Annotated in this window: 20 protein-coding genes and 1 tRNA gene; 5 read left to right on the top strand and 16 right to left on the bottom strand. The window is 39.3% G+C overall.

What is annotated here, in order from left to right; all coding sequences use genetic code 11:
- Positions 1-84: 84 nt before the first annotated feature.
- Together FFM66_RS05640 and FFM66_RS11340 are read right to left on the bottom strand one after the other, a co-directional pair.
- Complete coding sequence (locus FFM66_RS05640; RefSeq protein ID WP_137605273.1) at positions 85-1,302, bottom strand: pyridoxal phosphate-dependent aminotransferase; 1,218 nt, start codon at positions 1,300-1,302, stop codon at positions 85-87.
- Between the two features lie 101 nt (positions 1,303-1,403).
- Entirely contained in the window at positions 1,404-1,574 is a 171-nt protein-coding gene (locus FFM66_RS11340; protein WP_171000801.1) for a hypothetical protein, read from the bottom strand.
- Between the two features lie 58 nt (positions 1,575-1,632).
- Between FFM66_RS11340 and FFM66_RS05635 the strand changes: the two genes are divergently transcribed.
- From FFM66_RS05635 to FFM66_RS05625, 3 genes are all read left to right on the top strand, one after another.
- Positions 1,633-1,715: transfer RNA gene (locus tag FFM66_RS05635), tRNA-Leu, on the top strand.
- 386 nt (positions 1,716-2,101) lie between these two features.
- Entirely contained in the window at positions 2,102-2,635 is a 534-nt protein-coding gene (locus FFM66_RS05630) for a methyltransferase family protein (protein WP_048605056.1), read from the top strand.
- 16 nt (positions 2,636-2,651) lie between these two features.
- On the top strand, positions 2,652-2,936 hold the full coding sequence (locus FFM66_RS05625) for a hypothetical protein (RefSeq protein ID WP_137605272.1): 285 nt from the start codon (positions 2,652-2,654) through the stop codon (positions 2,934-2,936).
- Between the two features lie 36 nt (positions 2,937-2,972).
- Here the strand turns inward: FFM66_RS05625 and FFM66_RS05620 are convergent, their stop codons facing one another.
- The 9 genes from FFM66_RS05620 to FFM66_RS05580 all read right to left on the bottom strand — a co-directional run bounded on the left by FFM66_RS05620 (position 2,973) and on the right by FFM66_RS05580 (position 14,539).
- Positions 2,973-3,743 carry a hypothetical protein gene (locus FFM66_RS05620; RefSeq protein WP_137605271.1) on the bottom strand — a complete coding sequence of 257 codons (771 nt, stop codon included), beginning with the start codon at positions 3,741-3,743 and terminating at the stop codon, positions 2,973-2,975.
- Between the two features lie 68 nt (positions 3,744-3,811).
- The gene (locus tag FFM66_RS05615; protein ID WP_137605270.1) at positions 3,812-5,386 is read right to left on the bottom strand and encodes a glycoside hydrolase family 13 protein; all 1,575 of its coding nucleotides are present in this window, start codon (positions 5,384-5,386) and stop codon (positions 3,812-3,814) included.
- Positions 5,367-5,612, bottom strand: coding sequence for a hypothetical protein (locus tag FFM66_RS05610; protein ID WP_137605269.1), 246 nt, complete (start codon positions 5,610-5,612; stop codon positions 5,367-5,369). Before FFM66_RS05610 ends, FFM66_RS05615 begins: the two co-directional genes overlap by 20 nt.
- A complete protein-coding gene (locus tag FFM66_RS05605; protein WP_371851511.1) occupies positions 5,609-8,017 on the bottom strand; it encodes a glycogen/starch/alpha-glucan phosphorylase in 2,409 nt (802 codons plus the stop codon). The genes FFM66_RS05610 and FFM66_RS05605 overlap by 4 nt, the downstream gene beginning before the upstream one ends.
- A gap of 84 nt (positions 8,018-8,101) precedes the next feature.
- Positions 8,102-9,538 carry a glycogen synthase GlgA gene (glgA, locus tag FFM66_RS05600; RefSeq protein ID WP_137605267.1) on the bottom strand — a complete coding sequence of 479 codons (1,437 nt, stop codon included), beginning with the start codon at positions 9,536-9,538 and terminating at the stop codon, positions 8,102-8,104.
- Between the two features lies 1 nt (position 9,539).
- Positions 9,540-10,685, bottom strand: coding sequence for a glucose-1-phosphate adenylyltransferase subunit GlgD (gene glgD / locus FFM66_RS05595; RefSeq protein WP_048605050.1), 1,146 nt, complete (start codon positions 10,683-10,685; stop codon positions 9,540-9,542).
- Positions 10,675-11,817 (bottom strand): glucose-1-phosphate adenylyltransferase, encoded by a 1,143-nt coding sequence (locus tag FFM66_RS05590; protein WP_048605049.1) that lies wholly within the window; start codon positions 11,815-11,817, stop codon positions 10,675-10,677. The genes glgD and FFM66_RS05590 overlap by 11 nt, the downstream gene beginning before the upstream one ends.
- Position 11,818: 1 nt before the next feature.
- Positions 11,819-13,762 carry a 1,4-alpha-glucan branching protein GlgB gene (gene glgB, locus FFM66_RS05585; protein WP_137605266.1) on the bottom strand — a complete coding sequence of 648 codons (1,944 nt, stop codon included), beginning with the start codon at positions 13,760-13,762 and terminating at the stop codon, positions 11,819-11,821.
- A gap of 387 nt (positions 13,763-14,149) precedes the next feature.
- The gene (locus FFM66_RS05580) at positions 14,150-14,539 is read right to left on the bottom strand and encodes a hypothetical protein (protein ID WP_137605265.1); all 390 of its coding nucleotides are present in this window, start codon (positions 14,537-14,539) and stop codon (positions 14,150-14,152) included.
- Positions 14,540-14,707: 168 nt separating this feature from the next.
- Between FFM66_RS05580 and FFM66_RS05575 the strand changes: the two genes are divergently transcribed.
- Both FFM66_RS05575 and FFM66_RS05570 read left to right on the top strand, forming a co-directional pair.
- Entirely contained in the window at positions 14,708-15,250 is a 543-nt protein-coding gene (locus FFM66_RS05575) for a DUF2179 domain-containing protein (RefSeq protein ID WP_048605046.1), read from the top strand.
- Between the two features lie 123 nt (positions 15,251-15,373).
- Positions 15,374-15,979 carry a hypothetical protein gene (locus tag FFM66_RS05570; RefSeq protein ID WP_137605264.1) on the top strand — a complete coding sequence of 202 codons (606 nt, stop codon included), beginning with the start codon at positions 15,374-15,376 and terminating at the stop codon, positions 15,977-15,979.
- A 42-nt stretch (positions 15,980-16,021) separates the two neighbouring features.
- Here the strand turns inward: FFM66_RS05570 and FFM66_RS05565 are convergent, their stop codons facing one another.
- The 5 genes from FFM66_RS05565 to pflB all read right to left on the bottom strand — a co-directional run bounded on the left by FFM66_RS05565 (position 16,022) and on the right by pflB (position 21,573).
- Positions 16,022-16,459, bottom strand: a complete 438-nt coding sequence (locus FFM66_RS05565) for a hypothetical protein (RefSeq protein ID WP_137605263.1) — start codon at positions 16,457-16,459, stop codon at positions 16,022-16,024.
- A 107-nt stretch (positions 16,460-16,566) separates the two neighbouring features.
- A complete protein-coding gene (locus FFM66_RS05560; protein WP_137605262.1) occupies positions 16,567-17,370 on the bottom strand; it encodes a DUF1803 domain-containing protein in 804 nt (267 codons plus the stop codon).
- A 69-nt stretch (positions 17,371-17,439) separates the two neighbouring features.
- Positions 17,440-18,366 (bottom strand): manganese-dependent inorganic pyrophosphatase, encoded by a 927-nt coding sequence (locus FFM66_RS05555; protein ID WP_137605261.1) that lies wholly within the window; start codon positions 18,364-18,366, stop codon positions 17,440-17,442.
- Between the two features lie 89 nt (positions 18,367-18,455).
- Positions 18,456-19,235 carry a pyruvate formate-lyase-activating protein gene (gene pflA / locus FFM66_RS05550; RefSeq protein WP_048605041.1) on the bottom strand — a complete coding sequence of 260 codons (780 nt, stop codon included), beginning with the start codon at positions 19,233-19,235 and terminating at the stop codon, positions 18,456-18,458.
- A 91-nt stretch (positions 19,236-19,326) separates the two neighbouring features.
- The gene (pflB, locus tag FFM66_RS05545) at positions 19,327-21,573 is read right to left on the bottom strand and encodes a formate C-acetyltransferase (RefSeq protein ID WP_048605040.1); all 2,247 of its coding nucleotides are present in this window, start codon (positions 21,571-21,573) and stop codon (positions 19,327-19,329) included.
- Positions 21,574-21,801: the final 228 nt, after the last annotated feature.

The following is a 21,801-nucleotide window of genomic DNA, read 5'->3' as shown; positions in this document are numbered from 1 at the left end:
CATTAATTTATCATTTAACATAAAAAACAGCATTCTCCAACACAGGGGCCGAAAGAAGTCCTCAGTTGGAAAATGCTGTTTTGCTTATTTTTGTTGATAGGTAGCTAAAAATTCTCGCATTTTAGCCGTCGTCCATTTTAAGTCGTCCATTTTTGGTAAATAAACGAGACGAAAATGATCCGGTGCTTCCCAGTTGAAGCCGCCGCCATGAACCAGCAAAATTTTATGCTGATGCAAGAAATCCAGAACAAATTGTTCATCATTCGTAATATTAAACCTTTTGGTATCGATTTTCGGGAAAATATAAAAGGCTGCTTTCGGTTTCACCGCGGATAAACCGGGAATATCATTGATTGCTTTGTAAATATATTCCCTTTGCTCATAAATACGTCCCCCGGGCAACAGCAAGTCATCCACACTTTGATACCCACCTAGAGCCGTTTGAATGATTTGTTGGGAAAGAACGTTCGAGCACAAGCGCATTGAAGACAGCATATTCAAACCTTCAATATAATCTTTTGCGTGGGCTTTGTTTCCGCTCAACACCATCCAGCCAACTCGAAAACCGGCTACACGATGAGATTTAGATAATCCATTCAAAGTAACGACAAAACGATCAGGTGCTAACGTAGCAATTGGGATATGTTGACGTCCATCCATCACCAATCGATCATAGATTTCATCAGAAAAAATAATCAAATCATTTTCTCTGGCAATCTCCACGATGCCTTCCAAAATTTCTTTTGGATACAATGCTCCTGTAGGATTATTGGGATTGATAATAATGATTGCTTTCGTTTTATCCGTGACCTTCGAACGAATATCGGCAAGATCTGGATACCATTCACTTTGTTCATCACAAATATAATGAACCGGTTTTCCTCCAGCTAAAGAAACAGAAGCGGTCCACAATGGGTAATCTGGAGCAGGTACAAGAATTTCATCGCCGTTGTTACACAACCCCTGCATACACAGGGTAATCAATTCACTGACGCCGTTTCCAGTATAAATATCATTGATAGTGACATTAGGAAATTTCTTTAACTGACAATATTGCTCGATTGCTTTGCGGGCAGCAAAAATTCCTTTCGAATCTGAATAGCCTTCTGAATCACGGACGTTCATAATCAAATCTCGAATGATTTCATTCGGTGCCTCAAACCCAAAAGGAGCCGGATTTCCAGTATTCAGCTTTAAAATACTGATTCCTTCCTCCTGCATTCGTTCTGCTTCTTCCAAAACCGGTCCTCGAACATCATAGCTGACGCCTTCAAGCTTATTTGATTTTGCAAAATTTTTCATCTTATCGGTTGTCTCCTTCAGCAATGGTATTTCTTATAACAGTAATTGAAGAAAGCCAAAATTACAATCCTTCGATTCTTCTTTTCAAAAAAGTTTTACTTTTATTCATCCTTTTGATACATCGTTATCAGATTAGCTAGCCAGTCCATGGCAATCCCGATAATTACCCCTAAAAACAAGCCAAACATCAAATTTTCTTTTGCCAGACCAATTAAGATTCCAACAACTATTCCTAACCCGGCAAACGTGCCGTCAAATTTTTTTCCATCCAAAAAAAACACCTCTTGACAAAAAAAATAATCTTGATATGATACTATTGTTGCAAAACTTGCGGTCGTGGCGGAATGGCAGACGCGCTGCCTTGAGGGGGCAGTGGGAGAAATCCCGTGGAAGTTCGAGTCTTCTCGGCCGCATACTTTTTTAAAGTAGAACGTTTCTTTCTCTTTATGTTTTCATTCATACCGTAGAAAATAACTAATTTGATAACAGCACATCTATACCTTTTTGCTTTCCACCAAAATAAAAAAATGATAAAATAACAAAGTAAGAGTAACAGATTTAAGCAGAAGATTCTTCCCCAAGACTTCGCTATCTGTTACTCTTTTTAAAAGTGATGTCTGTTGACTACTCAATAGTATAAAAGTTGTTCGATTATTGCAAGCAATAACCATTGTTTTTTGAGATGATTTTCATTAAAACTCGTTTCTTTTCCTAGAGTACCGGCTTTCTCTTGCAGCTTGGATATCTGCATTCCGCAGCAAGCTATGATAAGATAAAAGAAAGATTGGGAGGAATGACGATGAATGCGGGACTTCTACTGATACCACTTTTATTTATTCGGTTTATACTCTTGGGCTTATTGAACAAAGATGCCTTAAAGCGAGCGGCTTTCTTTCCTCCGATGAAGGGACTTGAAGAAATCTTTTATCTTCTTTATCAGCTGGCTACGCTCTTTATTTTTATTTATCTCTTCTTTTTAACCATTCATTTGGATGACTGGGTCAGTTTTGTCGGATTATCTACTTATGTATTAGGCTGTCTCTTATTACTCATGGCAACAATCACCTTTGCAGAAAAAAAGCAGTTAATAACAACCGGGTTGTTTCGTCTTTCCCGTAATCCAATGTATCTTGGGTACTTTATTTATTTTCTTGGCTGTGTTTTTCTCACTCGTTCGTGGGTTTTGTTTTTTTCGTTACTTCTCTTTCAATTTGCCGCCCACTGGATTATCTTATCGGAAGAACGTTGGTGTGAAGAGACCTTTGGCTTAGATTACCTCACCTACAAAAAGAAGGTTCCCCGCTATTTTTTATATGGAAAAGCAAAAAATTAACTAGCAGGAGGCGCTTATGCGAGCCAGTGAATTATTGACGACACTGTCTTTAAATCCCAAAAATGAGGATTACATTGGGATTTATTTTATGAAAAAAAACGTGATTCCCTTTACCACGATCAAAATAGACCAAGAGGGGCAACTGATTTTCTTTTCTGAAAAAGGAAAAGCCCCTCTTTCTATGAAAGAATTGCTACTAACCTTAATGAAAAATAAGCGACGGCAGCTGTTGTTTTGGGATGGAACGACTACTAAAAAAATTTATGGTATTCGAGAAGAAGACAATAAAATTGTCGTTTAAAAAGCCCGCGAAAATTCGCGGGCTTTTTACTCATATCTATTTGAAATAGCCGCTGCGACCCAATTCTTGTTCTCCATCCTCGATCAATCCTTTTAGTGAGCGATCCAAAACAGAACGTTTTTTCTCTTCTTTGGAAGTTCGGCGGTATTGTCCACGGGTCATGGTCACCTCAGAATGGTTGAATTTTCGCACGCTGGGGTCCAAATCATTTTTTTCCTGATAAGCTGTCGGTTCTGTATCAAAAAGCAAATAGCTCTCGCGCGATTTATTCATCGACTGAAACAATTCGTCTTCTGGAACATCACTTTGCTTTTGATCAGGAATAATCGAAGCCGGAATATATTTCGGTACAAAATAGGAGCGTCCAGAATATTCTCGCTTCACGGTGCTTTCCATTTTTTCCTGCGGTTTAGTTTTAACTTTGTACGTGGATCGGCGATGGTCCTCTCCAAACAGAGAGGTTTTACCAGTCAAACTAGGTTCAGGTGCTTGCTTTTTCCCATAATCCGGTAAATTTTCCCGATGCTTCTTTAACTCTTCTTGCTGACGAACAGAATGCCCTTGTTTTTCAGCTGTCATTTTTCGTGACCGTCGCAATGTTCGATCTGGATTATGAACCTCTGGATAGTCACTTTGCGAAGACTGATAGCCACGATTGCTCTCATGATTATCTGGAATTTTGGTTAAAATCCAATCATCCGTCTTAGAAAGCTGCCGTTTGTTTTCCCGTTGTATTTTGACCCCTTCCTCATCTGAATATGCTGGAAAGCGGTAATGTTTGCGTTTGATTTCTAAAAAATTGCCCATCCTTGTTCATCCTTTTGTCAGACTTTTCTCCATCATACCACAAAAAAAGTCCGTTGCCATTTACTTTGCTAGAAACTTCCTGAAAAGATTTGCGCCGTCTTACTGACAATAAGTTGATGATCAATAGCCTGTAATTGTGAAAGCGAAAAAGGCAACGTCCGGGTCGTTTTCAGTTCATTCACATGGATGGATTGATCGAATTCAGTTGGATTGACCACCAACAAAAGATAGTCAGCAGTATCAAATCGGAGAATCAGCAGCAAATTATGACAAAACAACACCTGTAATCCCCCCTGAGACAACAAAGGGGTTTCCTTTCGCAGCTGAAGCCATTTATAACAACTTTCATAACAACTCGTATCGATTTCCTCCCAAGGGAAAAATTTGCGATTTTCTGGATCGGTTCCCCCAGTCAATCCCGCTTCATCTCCATAATAAATACAAGGAATTCCCGGAAAAAACACCAGTAGAGCAAAAGCCAGTGAAACTTTTTGTTTATCGTTTTCTAATTCTGTAAGCAGTCGCACCGTGTCATGGGTTCCAAGGTTATTCAACGCCTGATAAAAAAAGTCTGGCGGATAATTTTCCTGTAATTGCGTCACGGCTTCAGCTGTTTGTTGGGGAGAACTCTTTCCCTTCAAAAAATTGAGCATTGCTGCCCGCAGCGGATAGTTCATCACTCCCTGCAAATGATTTCCCAAAGCATATTCTCTTCGCTGACCATAGGAAATCTTATTTGAGGCATCCTCCCAAACTTCACCGATTAAAAGACGTTCCTCATATTTTTCTAAATTTTTTCGAATCCCACGAATAAATGTTTCCGGCAATTCATCGGCGACATCTAGCCGCCAACCGTCAACGCCCAAACGATTCCACTTATCTAACACGCCATTTTCACCATAAATAAATTGCTGAAAATCAAGATTTGTTTTATCAATTTCCGGTAAGTCAGTGATTCCCCACCAAGACTTGTATTTTTCTGGGTATGAATCAAACTTGAACCAGGAAAAATAAGGACTCGCAGTTGACTGATAGGCACCTTCTTTTTCACCGTATGCCCCATCAAAATTGAAATAGCGGCTGTTTTTCCCCACATGACTGAATACGCCATCTAGCACCAGATGCATGTTGTTTTTGCGCAATGTATTAATCAACTGAACAAATTCTTCCTCGGTTCCCAGCATACTGTCGATTTTCAGATAATCGCCCGTATCATAGCGATGGTTGCTACGGGCTTCAAAAATCGGATTAAGATACAGCCCGGTAATTCCCATTTTTTTAAGATAAGGAAGTTTTTCAATGATTCCTTGCAGATTTCCCCCGAAAAAATCCCACCGTAAAATTTCTCCTTCCTCATCCTTCACGTACAACGGAGCATCCTTTGTTGTTCCGTATAAAAAAGAATTTGGTTTCGGTGCATTGACTTGCTGATTCGGATTTCCATTAAAAAAACGATCAGGGAAAATTTGATAAAAAATCGCTTCTCGGTACCATTTAGGGGCTTTATCTTCCACATAACAAGTCACTTGATAGTCAGAAATCGCTGATGCCTCTTTCACACAACAGCTTTCTCCGGCTGTATTTTTACCGTAATACAGTAGATCTTCTCCTTGAAACTGAATCTCAAAATGATAGAAATACAACCCTTTTCCTTCGTTGAAAAAAAAACTCGTATTGATATTCCGGAGAGCCAAAATTTTCAAGTTGAATACGATGGGCAGCGTGATAATCTTTATGGATAACCAAAAAAGCTGCTTCAACGTTGGGTTCCTTGATTGTTAAAGAAAATTTGACAAAGGCTTTTTCCACTACCGCACCAAAAGGATCTTTGTGCTGAATCTGCCAAGGGTCATAATAAATCTGTTTCATGCGTTTTCTCCACCACTTTTTGTTGGATTTATCTGCCAAATATCCTCTGCGTATCGTTGAACCGTCTCATCTGCTGAAAAACGACCCGCATTGGCGATATTGATCAAGCTTTTTCGTTGCCACAAAGTTTGATCCTGATACCACTGATTGATGGTTTCCTGTGCGTGACAATAAGCCTCAAAATCCCGCAGCAAGAAATATTCGTCATTGTATTTCAGCAAAGAATCAAAAATTTCCTGTCCTTCAAAATCGATATTAGGAATACTTCCATCAATCAACGCATTCAAGATTTTTTGCAGCATGGGCGATTCATCATACAGTGCTTTTGCTGAGTAATCACGGTTTTCGTAATAGGCATAGACTTCTTTTTCCGTCAAACCAAAAATAACGATATTTTCTTCTCCAACCGCATCCCGAATTTCTACATTGGCACCATCTAAAGTTGCAACTGTAATGGCACCATTTAACATCAATTTCATATTGCTAGTTCCCGATGCTTCCTTAGATGCCAAAGAAATTTGTTCACTGACATCTGCCGCAGGAATGATTCGTTCCGCTAAAGTAACATTATAATTTTCTAAAAAGACAATTTTCAATCGACCGGCAATCGTCGGATCGTTGTTTATCAGATTCCCAACCTCGTTGATTACTTTAATAATCGCTTTTGCGTAGCTGTAACTCGGTGCGGCTTTCGCCCCAAAAATAAAGACACGTGAAGGAATCGCCAATTCAGGATTTTCTTTTAATTCAAAATAAAGCTTCAAAATATGCAATAAATTCAACAATTGTCGTTTATAGGCATGGAGCCGTTTGATCTGTACATCGAAAATAGCCGTTGGATCTACTTGGATGCCGGTTGTTTCATAAATATAATCCGCTAATCGAATTTTATTTTCCTGTTTCGCAGCCGCCAACTCTTTCAACGTTTCTTCATCCTCTAAATAATTCAATAGCAAACGCAGATCTTCAGGATTTTTACGCCAAGAAGTTTTGATTTTTTTATCCAAGACTGCTGAAAGCGGCTCATTTGCCAGTTGTGACCAACGACGCTGCGCGATGCCATTGGTTTTATTATTGAAACGATCAGGATAAATCCCATAAAAATCATGTAATACTACACTTTTTAATAATTCTGAATGCAGTTTGGCCACACCGTTTGTGCTGTGACTGCCAATAATTGCTAAATGTGCCATGTGGACTTGTCCGTTTTGAATAATCCGTGTCCGTTGAATCAACGAATCATCATAAGCCAATTGCTTTTTCTCCACAAAACGACGATCGATTTCTTCAATAATTTGATACATCCGTGGCAGCAGTGATTTCATCAAGTCAATCGGCCATTTTTCCAAGGCTTCTGCCATGATGGTGTGGTTGGTATAGCTCATCACTTTGACGGTGATCTCCCACGCCTGTTCCCATTGCAGCCCCTGCTCGTCCAACAATAACCGCATCATTTCTGGAATACACAATGCCGGATGGGTATCATTGATGTGGATCGCAACAAATTCACTTAAGCAATCCAATGGTTTTTTTAATTTTAAAAAATACCGTAAAATACTTTGCACCCCAGCGGAAACAAAAAAATACTCCTGAGCCAAACGAACCATTCGCCCTCGTTCATTTGAATCATCCGGGTAAAGCACTGCGGTCAAATCCTCAAACTCCCGTCGATCTTGAATGCTTGTATATTTTGCTTCTTCTGAAGTTGGAATCTCTACCCCCCACAAACGCATGGTATTCACTACATCGTTTTGATACCCAATCATCGCCGTATCGTAGGGAACCGCCCGCAAGATTCGTTGGTTCTTATAAAACGGTTTTAATTTTCCTGACTCGTCCGGTACCATATAAACTTCTCCAGAAAAACGAACATCCACAGCTTTACTTTCTTTGCGAACTTCCCAAACATTTCCGCTTCTGAGCCATTCATCCGGCAATTCAACCTGATACCCATCCACAAATCGCTGTTTGAACAATCCGTAATCATAGCGGATGCCATTGCCGTTGCCCGGCAAACCACTAGATGCAATGGCATCCATAAAACACGATGCCAGACGTCCCAGTCCGCCATTTCCCAAGGCCATATCCTTTTCTACATTGGCTAATTCTTCTAAATCAATTCCCATCTCTGCCAACCCTTCCCGCACCAGCGGAAGAATCCCTAGATTTAATAAATTACTTTTCAGCATTTTTCCCGGTAAAAATTCGATAGAGAAATAATAAACCTGCTTTTTCTCTTCCGTTAAATAATTTTTCCAAGTTTGTCGCCAATTATCTGAATACAATCCCCGAACCACACTGCCCAACACAGTGAATAATTCTTGCGGAGAAGCATCCGTAATCTCCATTGCATATTTCTCTTTCAACCGTTGCCGCATATCGTTCTTAAACCTTTTTTTTGTCAACTGCATTTGTTTCTCTCCTTTTTTAAAAAGAGGATGCCATTGAGCGCTGTCAATGATTCATCCTCTTACTCTTTTCTTTATCTATTAAGGTTTCACCAGTTCTTTATACAACGAAAAATAATTCTCCGATGAAGTGGCCCAACTAAAATCTCGCGACATCGCCTGATAAATAAGATTGTTCCAAGCAGGCTGGGAAGTATGATACAAATTGACGGCTTTCATAACTGCCTCCAAGAAACGAAAAGCAGTAAACTCAATAAAACCAAATCCGGTTCCTTGTCCCGTAACCGGATTAAAAGGAACCACCGTGTCTTTTAGTCCACCAATTTCATGAACCACTGGCAAGGTGCCATAACGCATCGCCATCATTTGTGACAATCCACAGGGTTCAAAGGCAGAAGGCATCAGAAAAATATCTGCTCCGGCATACATCTGTTGTGCCAATTGAACATCAAAAGAAATCGATACGGCACATTTTTCCGGATACGCATGAGCAAATCGTCGAAACTGTTCCTCAAATTCCGGATCACCGGTTCCCAATAAAACAAACTGCACCTCTTGCTGCATCAACTGTGGAAATTCTTCCAACAATAAATGGAAACCTTTTTGGTAGGTCAAACGGCTCACTACCGCTAACAGTGGAATATTTTCGTCGATCGGCAAACCCATTTTTTGCTGCAATGCTTGCTTGTTCGTGCCTTTCCCTGTTAAATCATCCATCGAAAAAGCAGCCGGCAGTGCCGGATCTGTCTCTGGATCAAAGCTGTCATAATCGATTCCGTTGATAATTCCCCGCAATTTCCCAGCTTCCATACGCAAGATTACTTCCAGACCTGCACCAAAAGCTGAGGTTTTGATTTCTTCAGCATAAGAAGGACTGACGGTATTCACTCGATCGGCGTACAAAATCCCCGCTTTCATGAAATTCAAGCAGTCATCCAAACGGACAGTTCCGTCATGATACCGTTCCATCACCATGCCAAATAATTCCGGCAGCATTTCTCCGCTGTATTTCCCCTGAAACTCAATATTATGAATGGTTAACACCGTTCGAATGCCTCGATAATTTTGAATCCATCGATATTTTTCCTTCAACAAAAAAGGAACCATCGCCGTGTGATAATCATTCAAATGCAAAACATCGGGAATAAAGTTGATACGCTCCATCATTTCTATTAGCGCTTGTTGAAAATAAGCAAATCTTTCGCCATCATCGTAATAGCCATATAGATTGTCCCGAGCAAAGTAATACTGATTGTCAATAAAATAATAGGTAACGTTGCCCATAACCAAACGCTTGATGCCACAGTATTGGTTTCGCCAGCCCACGCGAACGGAAAAAGAAAACAACTCTTCACACTGTTCTTTGTATTCCTCAGGCATTTTTGTGAAATAGGGTAACACCACGCGGATATCCACCCCTTTTTTCGCCAACTCTTTAGGCAAAGCTCCGGCTACATCTCCTAGTCCACCAGTTTTGAAAAACGGGGCGCACTCAGCTGAAGCAAAAAGGATTTTCATTTTATTCGCCCCCATAAACATCAGAAAGCACGTGAGAATTCTTTTTGATGACTAATGGCATTTCCGGTGAACCGATAATTTTTACTCCCGGCTCTACAATGACATTTTTATCTAAAATCGCATATTTGACTACTGCGCCTTCGCCAATTTGATTGTTGGCCATGACGATGGTTTCTTCCACCACTGCATTTGTGGCAATTTTTGTGCTGCGGGAAACCAATGAACGATGAACGTGTCCTTCAATGATGCATCCCGAAGCAAATTGACTGTTCTCCACATCCGAAGTTTCAGAATAGTAGGTAGGTACTTCGTTTTTCAACTTGGTATAAATTTTCTGACTGGAGTACATCAGAGAACTGAACTGACGTTGATCTAACATGTCCATGTTTGCCCGATAATAGGAGGCGACATCATAAATATTACTCAAATAACCTGTATACTCATAGCTGGCGCTATTCAATTTTACGATCAATTCCCGTAAAAAAGATTCAAGGTTAACTGTACCGCCAGTTTTCTGAGCTTCTGTCAACTCATCGATCAATCGTTGGGTTTGAATCATGTAGATATCGGCACATAAGTTGACCGTTTCCGGTAACTGCAAGTCGTTTGCTGCCGTTACTGTTTCAATCGTTCCACCTTCAGTCAAATCCAAAATGATATCGGTAGGATAAACATTCTCCTTTGCAATTCGTTTATAGACAACCGTCATCTCATTCTTTTGCAGCTGATGAATTTTCAACAACGCCCGCAAATCGATATTGCATAAAATTTTGCTTCCCATAAACACCGTGTATTCCGATTTTGATTTTTCCAAATAATCAATCAACACATCATAATACTCACGGTTTTCAGCTTTTCGTTTGAGAAATTCTTGATAAACATGAATAAAGAAACGATTTTGGACACCATCAAGATTCCATTCTTTCCCACCACCGATATGATCAAAAACCGATTGAGTCTCCCCTTCATTAAATACCATAAATACTGTATTGATGTTGGCGTTTACGATACTTGAAAGATTAAAATCAATGAGGCGGTACTTGCAGTCAAAAGGCAAGGTTGCCAGTGGTCGGTGCTCCGTCAAAGGCAAAAGCTCATTGTATTGATGGAGATTTCCCAAAATCCCACACATTTTATTAGTCTTCATCGATGGTCACTCCAATCACTTCTGAATACCCCACAACTGCAATTTCTTCACTGCCGTCTATTTCTGCATTGTCACCGATAATCGCGTTTTCTCCAATAATCGCACGGTGAATTTTCACATTTTTACCGATTGTTGCACCCGGCATCACAATACTGTCGGAAATCGTCGATCCTTCTTTTACTTGAACATCTCCTGAGAGAATACTATGATCAATGCTGCCGGCAACATAACAACCGTCAACGATCAACGAATTTTTTGCCGAACCAGTTTCTGTCAAGAAATGCGGTGGAGAGATGGTATTTTTAGAATAGACCCGCCAACCTTTGTCGCGAATTTCCAGCTCCATTTCCGGCTCAATAAATTCCATGCTAGCTTCCCACAAGGAATCAATGGTTCCTACATCCTTCCAATAACCAGAAAAACGATAAGCGAATACATTCTCTCCGCTTTCCAAATAGGCAGGGATCACGTGTTTTCCAAAATCGATCATTTGTCCATCCTTTGAATAACTGCTGGTTAGGACACTACGCAGGCGGCCCCAATTAAAGATATAAATACCCATTGATGCTAAATTATTTTGCGGATGCTCTGGTTTTTCTTCAAACTCAATGATTCGATCATTTTCATCGGTGTTCATGATACCAAAACGAGACGCTTCTTTCCATGGAACTTCGATCACTGCCACGGACAATGAAGCATTGTTTTCCTTATGGGCTTCAAGCATCGCTTCATAATCCATTTTATAGATGTGATCTCCCGATAAAACCAATACATATTGCGGGTCCAATTGATCGATATACGCTATATTTTGATAAATGGCATGGGCGGTTCCTTCAAACCATTTACTGCCTTCCGAACTGGAAAATGGCTGCAAAATCGTTACACCGGAGTTGATTCCATCTAGTCCCCAACTGGCACCATTTCCAATATGATGGTTAAGAGCTAACGGTTGATACTGAGTCACCACACCTACTGTATGAATGCCGGAATTGGCACAATTACTTAAAGCAAAATCAATAATTCGGTACCGTCCGCCAAAAGGCACCGCTGGTTTGGCAATATTTTTTGTCAATTTACCCAATCTTGTTCCTTGTCCCCCAGCCAGGATCATCGCTAACATTTCTGTCTTCATTTTATTTCGGTGAAAACTCACCTGCCTCCTTTCTATCTCTTCCTAGTGACTGCCGACGTGTGTTGATTGTTTCTGGTTTAATAATCAATGCTCCAAGTGCCGGAACGATTGTTTTGATCCTGTACGAAAACTGTTTGAAAGCCTCTGCTTCCGTTTGACAGACCTCATTATTTTTGGTCCAGGTACCGCCAAATTCTATTTTTTCGGTATTCAATAATTCTTGATAGGTTCCCGGATATGGAACACCGATCACAAAGTCTTTGCGTTCCACCGGAGTCAAATTAAAGACTAAAATCAGAAAATCTTTTTTCGTTTTTCCCTGACGAATAAAACTCAGAACACTTTCTTGGGTATTGTCCGCATCAATAATTTCAATGGTTTCAACTTGGTCCTCCAACTCCCACAACGCTTTTTCCTGTTTGTAAAGCTGATTGAGGGTTTGGGTAAAGTACTGCATTTTTTGGTTGAGAGAATCCTCTAAATCCACCCATTCAAGACCATGATCGTATTTCCATTCAAGAAACTGACCCCACTCACTGCCCATAAACAACAATTTTTTTCCGGGATGCCCGATTAAATAAGTGTAAAGGTTTCTCAGTTGAGCAAATTGTTTGTAGCGATCTCCCCACATCTTGTGCATCAAACTTTTTTTCCCATGAACAACCTCGTCATGAGAAAGAGGGAGAATATAATTTTCATTCATCATGTACATAAATGAAAAGGTCAATAGGTTAAAATGATTCCGGCGAAGTAGTGGATCCATTTCAAAAAAACGCAAGACATCATTCATCCAGCCCATGTTCCACTTGTAATCAAAACCTAACGCACCAGTCTCAATCAATCCGGTAATTTTGGTTTCCGAAGAACTCTCTTCTGCAATCATGATTGTTGTTGGATGGGCCAGCTTTATGACCGCATTTAATTTTTGCAGAAAATAATAACCTTCTAGATTCCGATTGCCGCCTTCATGATTCGGCGTCCAAGGTCCTTCATCATAATCCCGATAAATCATATTCGATACCGCATCGACCCGTATTCCGTCAATGTGATACATTTCAATCCAAAACAACGCGCTGGAAATAAGAAAGCTTTGAACTTGCGGCTTACCTAAATCAAAATTGATTGACCCCCAACGAACATTACTTGCGCGATCAGGATCTTCGTATTCAAAAGTCGGTGTCCCGTCATAGTATGGCAGTGTGTCATCATTGATACAAAAATGTCCCGGTACCCAGTCAACAAAAACACCAATATTATTTAAATGACAAGTTTCCACAAACTGTTGAAACTCTTCTGGTGTACCATAATAAGAACTCAACGCAAAATACCCAATCAGCTGATAGCCCCATGAAGTTCCAAGGGGATGCTCCATCAAAGGCATAAATTCAATATGGGTATACCCCATTTTTTTTACATAGGGAATCAGTTCAGCTGTCAATTCTTTGAAGGTATAGGGCTCGCCATTTTCATGGTGTTTCCATGAACTGGCATGAATCTCATAAATATTTAATGGACGTTTGAAACTGCTTGAACGTTTTTTTCGTCCCTGCCACAGTCCATCCTTCCATTTTTTTTGCGGAATTGTATGAAGTATCGCTGCGTCTCCCGGTCGTTTTTCAAAACGAATCGCTAAAGGATCAATTTTAAAAATTTCTCGTCCATCGGCTTGACGAACCTTGAATTTATAAAGTTGACCTTCTTGGGGTCGATCCGTTGTTATTTCCCAGATACCAGATGATTCACGGTAAGACATCGGCAAGGAATCATCCCATTGATTGAAATCTCCTACTAGCCAGACTTGTTGCGCATTTGGTGCCCAAACACGAAAGACATAGTGCTTTTTTACCCGGTGAGCCCCCAGCAAATGCTGACTGTAAAAGTTTTCTCCGGTCAAAAAACGATTTTCTGCACTTATCAGTTCCATTTGTTCTACTTTTTCAGCCATCTTCATTTCCCTTCCCGAACGCTTGCAATCTTCATCTTGCAAAAATAACAAAAATCACTTTTTTCTTTTCTAATAATAGGATAACATACTTCTCATTTTTATGTGATAGTTTTTTCTATATTTATTCAATGAATTTTAGATAAAAATATTTAATAAATAAAACAAACGCTTACATTTTTATTTAAGTGATAATATACCTAAAATTAAGTATGAAACGAACAAAATTAAATACTTTATTCTTGATTAATCATAATTTATATTTTTTTACACCATTAGAATTTAACTATATTTTTGATAAATAAATGAGTTATTAAGTTTTCTAATTTATTTTCAAAAACAAAAAATCTTTCTCCAGATGAGAAAGATTTCTACTATGTCCTACTATTTTCAAGAAATTTTACGAACTAACAAAAGCAAACAGCATCCGACAATCATCAGCTGACTAATTACAAGTCCGGTAATCAGCCAGGAACCGACATCAGGTATTGTTTGAAAATTTATCAGTAGAAGAAGTGTCAGACCACCAATTCCTAAACTAAAAAAAGGATAGCTTTTCAGGTTATAGAAACAGGCGGCTCCGGCAAAAAGATTCCCAATACCCAAGATAAGTGTGAGCAGTAAGGCAAAAAGTAAAAAATCGCCGGGAAAATGTTCCACCAAAAATTTACTGGAGAGAACTGTCTGAGATTCGTTACCCAAAATATACACGCCATACCCAAGACTCAGGAGCGCCACTGTTATGTGCCCTCTCCATAAAAATGACCAACGGATTTTCACCCTCTTCACCTCTTTCAAAGGAAACGTTTTATATGATAATTATAATCTTTTTCTCATCATTAAGCAATTTAAACTATCTGATTATTCTAATGATTCGACAAACCGCTAAAACTTTTGTTTCCTTTTTATTTTTGTTATACTGAAAATTGACGAAAGGAGGTTCATCGAATGGACATCAAAATGTTGCTAATGATCTTCCTTATTAATTTTGCCTATATCACACTGAATACACTGCGCTTTTTATTAACAATGAAGGGGTATCGTTTAATCGCTCCTTTGGTTAGTATGGCAGAAATCATTATTTACATCGTAGGATTATCCATGGTCCTTGATCGCCTGGATAACCCTATTAATTTATTCGTTTACGCCCTCGGCTATGGCGTAGGTATCAGTGTTGGCATTAAAATTGAGGATGCTCTGGCTCTCGGGTATATCATGGTTACCGCAATCCTACCTTCCAATACAGAAGAAGAACGGAGTCTGCCAAAAATTTTACGGGAAAATGGCTATGGTGTTACACAGACCTTTGCGCAAGGATTAGAAGGCGAACGAATGGTTTTAGAAATTTTATCCCCGCGAAAAAGCGAACGGGACTTGTATCGTCTAATCAAAGAAGTCGAAGAACGGGCCTTCATTATTTCTTATGAGCCTAAATATATCTCTGGCGGTTTCTGGACAAAACGAGTTCGGAAACGACAAAAGCGGCAATAAAAAGTGAAAAAAACAGTTTCTCAGCTGTTTTTTTCACTTTTTTTGTTATTGTTTGTGAAAATATTCGACAACTTCTCATCCTTTTGTTATTATCAGTCATGTAGCTTGATGGGAGGTGTCTAAATGAAACAATATATACAGGAAAATCGATTAAAACGTTTCTTGCTCAGCTGCGGTGCTGCGGCGATTTTATCTTTTCTTTTACACATTCTGTCCATGGAACAAATTCTTGCTTTTTTACCCACTGACCCGCTTTCAGAAACGGCTTATCAGCAAATTGCCAGCTCGCAACTTTTTTTACATTTCTTCATTTTATCTGCCCTTTTATTTAGTTCAGGTTTGCTCATTTATTTTAAACGATCAACGAAGGATGAGTTTATCGAGGCGACGCAACTACTTGTCGCATGTCAATTGCTCCTGCTTCTTCGTACATTTATTTTTGTATTTGATCCTCATTCTTTTTCTTATCTTTTACTAGTGGGGATTCAGCTGCTTTTGGTTACGATGGCCTTATTCTTTTATTTTATGAACTTTTTGAAACACCCAGGTCATTTAATTTACGCCTTGATTACTTTAGCCTGCTTATTCATCTATCTTTTCAGTATTTTGTACACCCTGTTCTTGACAGAATTCAATTTACCAAATACCGGTAGTGTTTTGGTGGATGCATTTTTGATTGCAACCTTGAGTGTATTTGTTAAAAATGCAGAAGCTGTTGTTGCAGAATAAAAAAACCGGAAATTTTCAGTTTTTCGAAAATTTCCGGTTTTTTTAATTTGTTGCCCATAACTCTTTGATCAGCCCACCAGTATAAACCTTAAACATACTTTCAATTTTTTTCTTCTGGCTAGACGCTACCACAAGAAAGTAGTTGCCGTCCGCGTCAAAATCAATCTCTCCTACAACTTGATAGCGTAATTGTTCATTTGCTGTCTTTCCTTTATCGTGCAGGTAACTGATTGCTTGCGAACCTGATAGGATGAAATTTTTTTCAATCAGCCAATCTAAAACGACAGGAATAACGGTGGCTGCCCCAACTGACTGTTTCTGACGAATCGCCAAAATCAATTCACCATCAGAAAACTTCCCCTCATCAAACCCGCTGACAGACAACTCTCTGCGGGCTTTTTCAATTTCACCCTTAGGAATAAACGTGATTACTTCACCATTTTTTGTTTTCGTTATCGGATTATCCTTCACACTTTCCATCACAAAACGCTCCTTCATTGCTATTCTAAATCAATGATAGCAACAAAAAATGGCATAATCAATCAATACACTCGTTATATTCTAATAATAATCATTAATATTTAATCTTAATGGCTTTTTTCTTCCTTTTCATCCTTAATTAGGAAGGTTAAAGACTCCTGTCCAAGTTTGTTCATCAAATAATCAAGCAGACAAAACAGCCTAAAAGTAGGAATAGAATCCAATTCTAGACCAAAACTCTCTTTTTCACTTGAAATCACAGGCACCCTTACTTGGTTCGTTTCCTCTTGGAGAATCTGTGTTTCCAGCAGCGCCTTTAAAAAAATACTTTCACGAATCTTCCGCTGCTTGTTACTCCGTTCCAAAATAACTTCCACCTGATCAAAAAAATACTCCTCATTGACATCCCCAATCAACTGCTGCAGCTCCAACGGATTTTTCTCTGTCCTTCCTTCTCGGTTATTCGTAAAATAAACCGGCAAAGCACAGCTATTTCGTTGGTAAAGAACACTATAAAACCGAATCTGATTTCCTGCCTCAAAATACATTGGCAGTCGTTGCTTATCTGTCAGTGCGAAAAAGTATGTGCGCTGTTTCAATGCTTCTATTACCTCGTAGCAAATGCGCACTAAATCAGCTGTTTCTAGCCGTTCTTCTTGTAACCCGAGTATTTCTCCCGAAGGAATTTTCTCCTCATAAATTGGAAAATCAAGGGAGTAGCGGCGATCTTCTCGACGAACAAATCCCAATTGAATCATCTGGTCCAAAAATCGTTCAAAGTTCTTCTCCGGAAAAACAGCTTTCAGTTGACGCAAGGTCACAGTTGGCTGTTCCTGTAAAAAATCAGTGAGTTTTTCGAAGTTGGGATTTTTAAGAAGTTCTGGCATTTCTCCTGAATAAAAATAATGCATCGTCTTCCCTCTTTTATTCTCAAAAAAAGAAGAGGAAGTGAATCACTCACCCACTCTTCTTCAAATGAATTAGTTTGAAAAAGCTTCTGTTAATTGTGGTACAACTTGTTTCTTCCGGGAAACAACACCTTTTAACAAGGCACGGTTATTTGTCAGTGTCGTTTGAAAAGCAGCTTCTACAGCTTCTTTGGGTTCACCTACAACTAACAATTCAGAATCACTGGCTAAAATATCAGTAGCAATCAACAAGAATAGGTCATAGCCTTTTTTAGTATTTTCTAAGGCCATCGTTGTTTCCAATTCTGCTTGGCGATCAAAAACTTCTTTTAGATCTACCGTATTGACTTGGGCGATACGAACATTTTTATCACTCATTGGAAAACTCTTCGCATCTAAATCCAGCAGCGTTTCTGCAGATTTATCACTAAGGTTGGTCCCGGCTTTCAACATTGCCAAACCATATTCATTCAAGTCAACTTCCGCCAAAGCAGCCAATTCTGTTGCAGCGTTGACGTCTTCTTTGGTACAGGTTGGTGATTTAAACAGCAACGTATCAGAAATAATTGCGGATAACATGATTCCGGCGATTTGTTTAGGAACGTCGATTTCAGCTTCCTTATATAATTTTAAAACAATCGTACTGGTACATCCGACTGGTTCCGCACGATAATACAAAGGATTCGCTGTTTCAAAGTTGGCGATACGATGGTGGTCAACGACTGCCAAAATATTTACATCTGCAATATCTGCAATACTTTGTTGGAACTCATTATGATCGACAAGCATCACATCGGTTGCTTCTCCTGCTTTTTCAACAACTCGTGGTGCTTCCAATTGAAAATGATCCAAAGCGTATTGTGTTTCTTCGCTAGGGGCACCCAAAGCAACTGCTTCAGTATCCTTACCTAATTCTTTTTGTAAATGTGCAAAGGCGATTGCTGCGCCAATCGCATCTGTATCTGGGTTTTGATGACCAAAAACTAAAATTTTTGACATGTGATTCGCTCCTTTTTTTATTCACTTCATTCTAATAATAGCAAAAAACAGGAAAGATTCAATAAAAAATCTCCTCTTTCCTGTTTTGTTTATCTTGTTAAATAGCCGGTATAGTCGCTGGTATGTAGCAATTCTTTGGCATTTTGTACCCGTTCTTCTGTTGGGGGATTGATTCCTTCCAAAGGATAAGCAAGGTCCAATTCTTCCCACTTATATTTACCCATCGTATGATAAGGGAGGATTTCTACTTTATCAACATTATTTAATGATTTGATAAAGGTATCCAAACGAGTCAGAAATTCATCAAAATCACTTCTAAACGGTACCAACACATGGCGAATCCAAACAGGTTTATTGATTTCAGACAAATATTTTGCCATTTCCAAAATATTGTTGTTGCTTTGACCTGTCAATTCTCTATGTTTTTCGTCATCAATCTGTTTAATATCAAATAAAATCAAGTCGGTGTATTTCATCAGCTCTTGGAATTTTGAGAAAAATGGTTCTTTATAGGTAAAAGGATTTCCACAAGTATCCAACGTAGTATTGATGCCTTGTTCCTTGGCTTTTTTGAACAAATCAATCAAAAAATCAATTTGTAAAAGAGGTTCACCACCACTGACGGTCAAGCCGCCCTTTTTTCCCCAATAGCTTTTGTAATGCAATGCTTCTTCCAATACATCATCGGCGGTCCGATGTTTTGCTTTCGGGTCATTGATTTTCCATGTATCAGGATTATGACAGAATTGACAACGCATCCGACAGCCTTGCATAAATACAATGAAACGTACCCCAGGACCATCAACGGAGCCAAAACTTTCTGTAGAGTGGATATTGCCGATAATTGGTTGTTCAGTCACAGTTGACATAAACAGCTCCTCCTTTATATAAAAAAAACGAAAGCGAATAGAACTCCGTCCATCCGCCTTCGTTTTTGTACTATTTAATTTGTAGACAAGCCTACATTTTTTCGTGGAATGTACGGCTGATTACGTCTAATTGTTGTTCACGAGTCAAGTCGATAAATTTAACGGCATAACCAGAAACCCGAATTGTAAAGTTCGCATATTCTTCTTTTTCTGGATGTTCCATTGCATCAACTAATTTTTCTTTACCAAAGACGTTCACGTTCAAATGGTGTGCACCTTGATCAAAGTAACCGTTCAAGACATTTGTCAAGTTTGCTACTTGTTCTTCTTCATCATGTCCTAATGCATCAGGATTGATACTTTGTGTATTTGAGATACCATCCAAAGCATATTCGTAAGGCAATTTAGTCAATGAATTTAGTGAAGCCAACAAGCCGTGTTGTTCTGCACCGTAAGATGGGTTAGCACCTGGTGATAATGGTGCACCTGCAGGACGTCCGTCAGGTAGGCTACCGGTTGCTTTACCGTAAACAACATTTGATGTGATTGTCAAAATCGATGTTGTTGGTTCTGAATCACGGTAAGTATGGTAATGTTCCAATTTTTCTAAGAAAGTTTTCAATAACCAAACAGCGATATCATCTGCGCGGTCATCGTCATTCCCATATTTAGGGAATTCGCCTTCTGTCTTATAGTCAACGACTAGGCCGTCTTCGTCACGAACTGGGTAAACTTTTGCGTATTTGATTGCAGATAATGAATCGACAACATGAGAGAAGCCGGCAATACCAGTTGCAAATGTACGTTTCAAGTTTGTATCCATCAAAGCTAATTCAGCAGCTTCGTAGTAATAACGATCATGCATGTAATGAATGATATTCAATGTGTTGACATACATTCCAGCCAACCATTCCATCATGTCGTCATATTTTGCCATTACGTCATCATAATCCAACGCATCGTCAGAAGTGATTGCGCGATAAGCAGGTCCAACTTGTGCTTTTGATTTTTCATCCACACCACCGTTGATTGCATACAATAAAGCTTTTGCAAGGTTGGCACGAGCACCAAAGAATTGCATTTCTTTACCAGTTTGAGTAGCGGATACACAACAGCAGATTGCATAGTCATCCAACCATACAGGACGCATTACATCGTCATTTTCGTATTGGATTGATGATGTTTCGATAGAAATCTTCGCAGCATAATCTTTAAAGCCTTGAGGTAAACGTGAAGAATACAAGACAGTTAAGTTTGGTTCTGGTGAAGGTCCCATGTTTTGCAAAGTACGCAAGAAACGGAAGTCATTTTTTGTAACCAACGTACGTCCGTCTAAGCCCATACCAGCGATTGACAAAGTTGCCCAAACTGGATCGCCAGAGAACAATTCATTGTATGAAGGGATACGTGCGAATTTAACCATACGTAATTTCATTACCAAATGGTCGATCAATTCTTGTGCGCCTTCTTCTGTCAATGTACCATTTTTGATGTCACGTTGAATATAAACATCTAAGAAAGTTGATACACGGCCGATTGACATTGCCGCACCATTTTGTTCTTTGATTGCAGCAAGGTAACCAAAGTATAACCATTGAACGGCTTCTTGTGCGTCAGCAGCTGGACGTGAAATATCAAATCCATAAGCAGCAGCCATTTCTTTCATGCGTTTTAAGGCATTGTATTGGTCAGTGATTTCTTCACGCAAACGAATATCTTCGTCAGTGAATTGTCCATGTCCACAGTTTTCGTGATCTTTGAATTTTTGTTCCATCAAGTAATCGATACCGTATAATGCTACCCGACGATAATCGCCAACAATCCGTCCACGACCATAGGTATCGGGAAGACCTGTGATGATTTTGTTACGGCGAGCCGCACGAATTTCAGGTGTGTAGGCATCAAATACACCTTGATTATGTGTTTTATGATATTTGCTGAAGATTTCAGTAAATTTAGGATTTGGTTTGTAGCCATAGCTTTCAAGCGCTTCTTCTGCCATGCGAATACCGCCATAAGGCATGAAGGCACGTTTCAAAGGTTTATCTGTTTGGATACCGACGATTTTTTCTTGATCTTTTAGTTCTTCATCAATATAGCCAGCACCGTAAGCATTTGCTGCCGTAACAACATCCGCTTCCATGTCTAATACGCCGCCATTTTCACGTTCTTGTTTTTGCAAATCTTGCAATTTGCTCCAAAGTGTTTTGGTTGCATCTGTTGGTTCTGCTAAGAAAGCTGCATCCCCTTCATATGGCGTATAGTTCGCTTGGATAAAGTCGCGAGTGTTGATTTCTTCTTTCCAAAGTTTGCCTTTGAATCCATTCCATTGTTCCATTTAATGGACCTCCTTAATCTTTCTGTTCAATATGTAACAGCTTTACAAGGTTAGTATAACACAAGCGATTGGCTTTGCAAGCATTTTCTTGTTTTATTTTGAACAAGGAAGTGACTTACAAAAAATCGCCTCTTATAAACGTTGATACAATAGAATTCTCTTATGTGAAGCGCTTAATTTAATTTTTTCTAATAAAAAAAATCCTGCGATTTATTGCTACAAAAAACA

It is taken from the genome of Enterococcus songbeiensis, from assembly GCF_005405265.1.
GTDB classification, from domain to species: Bacteria; Bacillota; Bacilli; order Lactobacillales; family Enterococcaceae; genus Enterococcus_C; species Enterococcus_C songbeiensis.
Note: the sequence above shows the minus strand (reverse complement) of the source record. Positions and strands in the feature narration are given on the sequence as shown.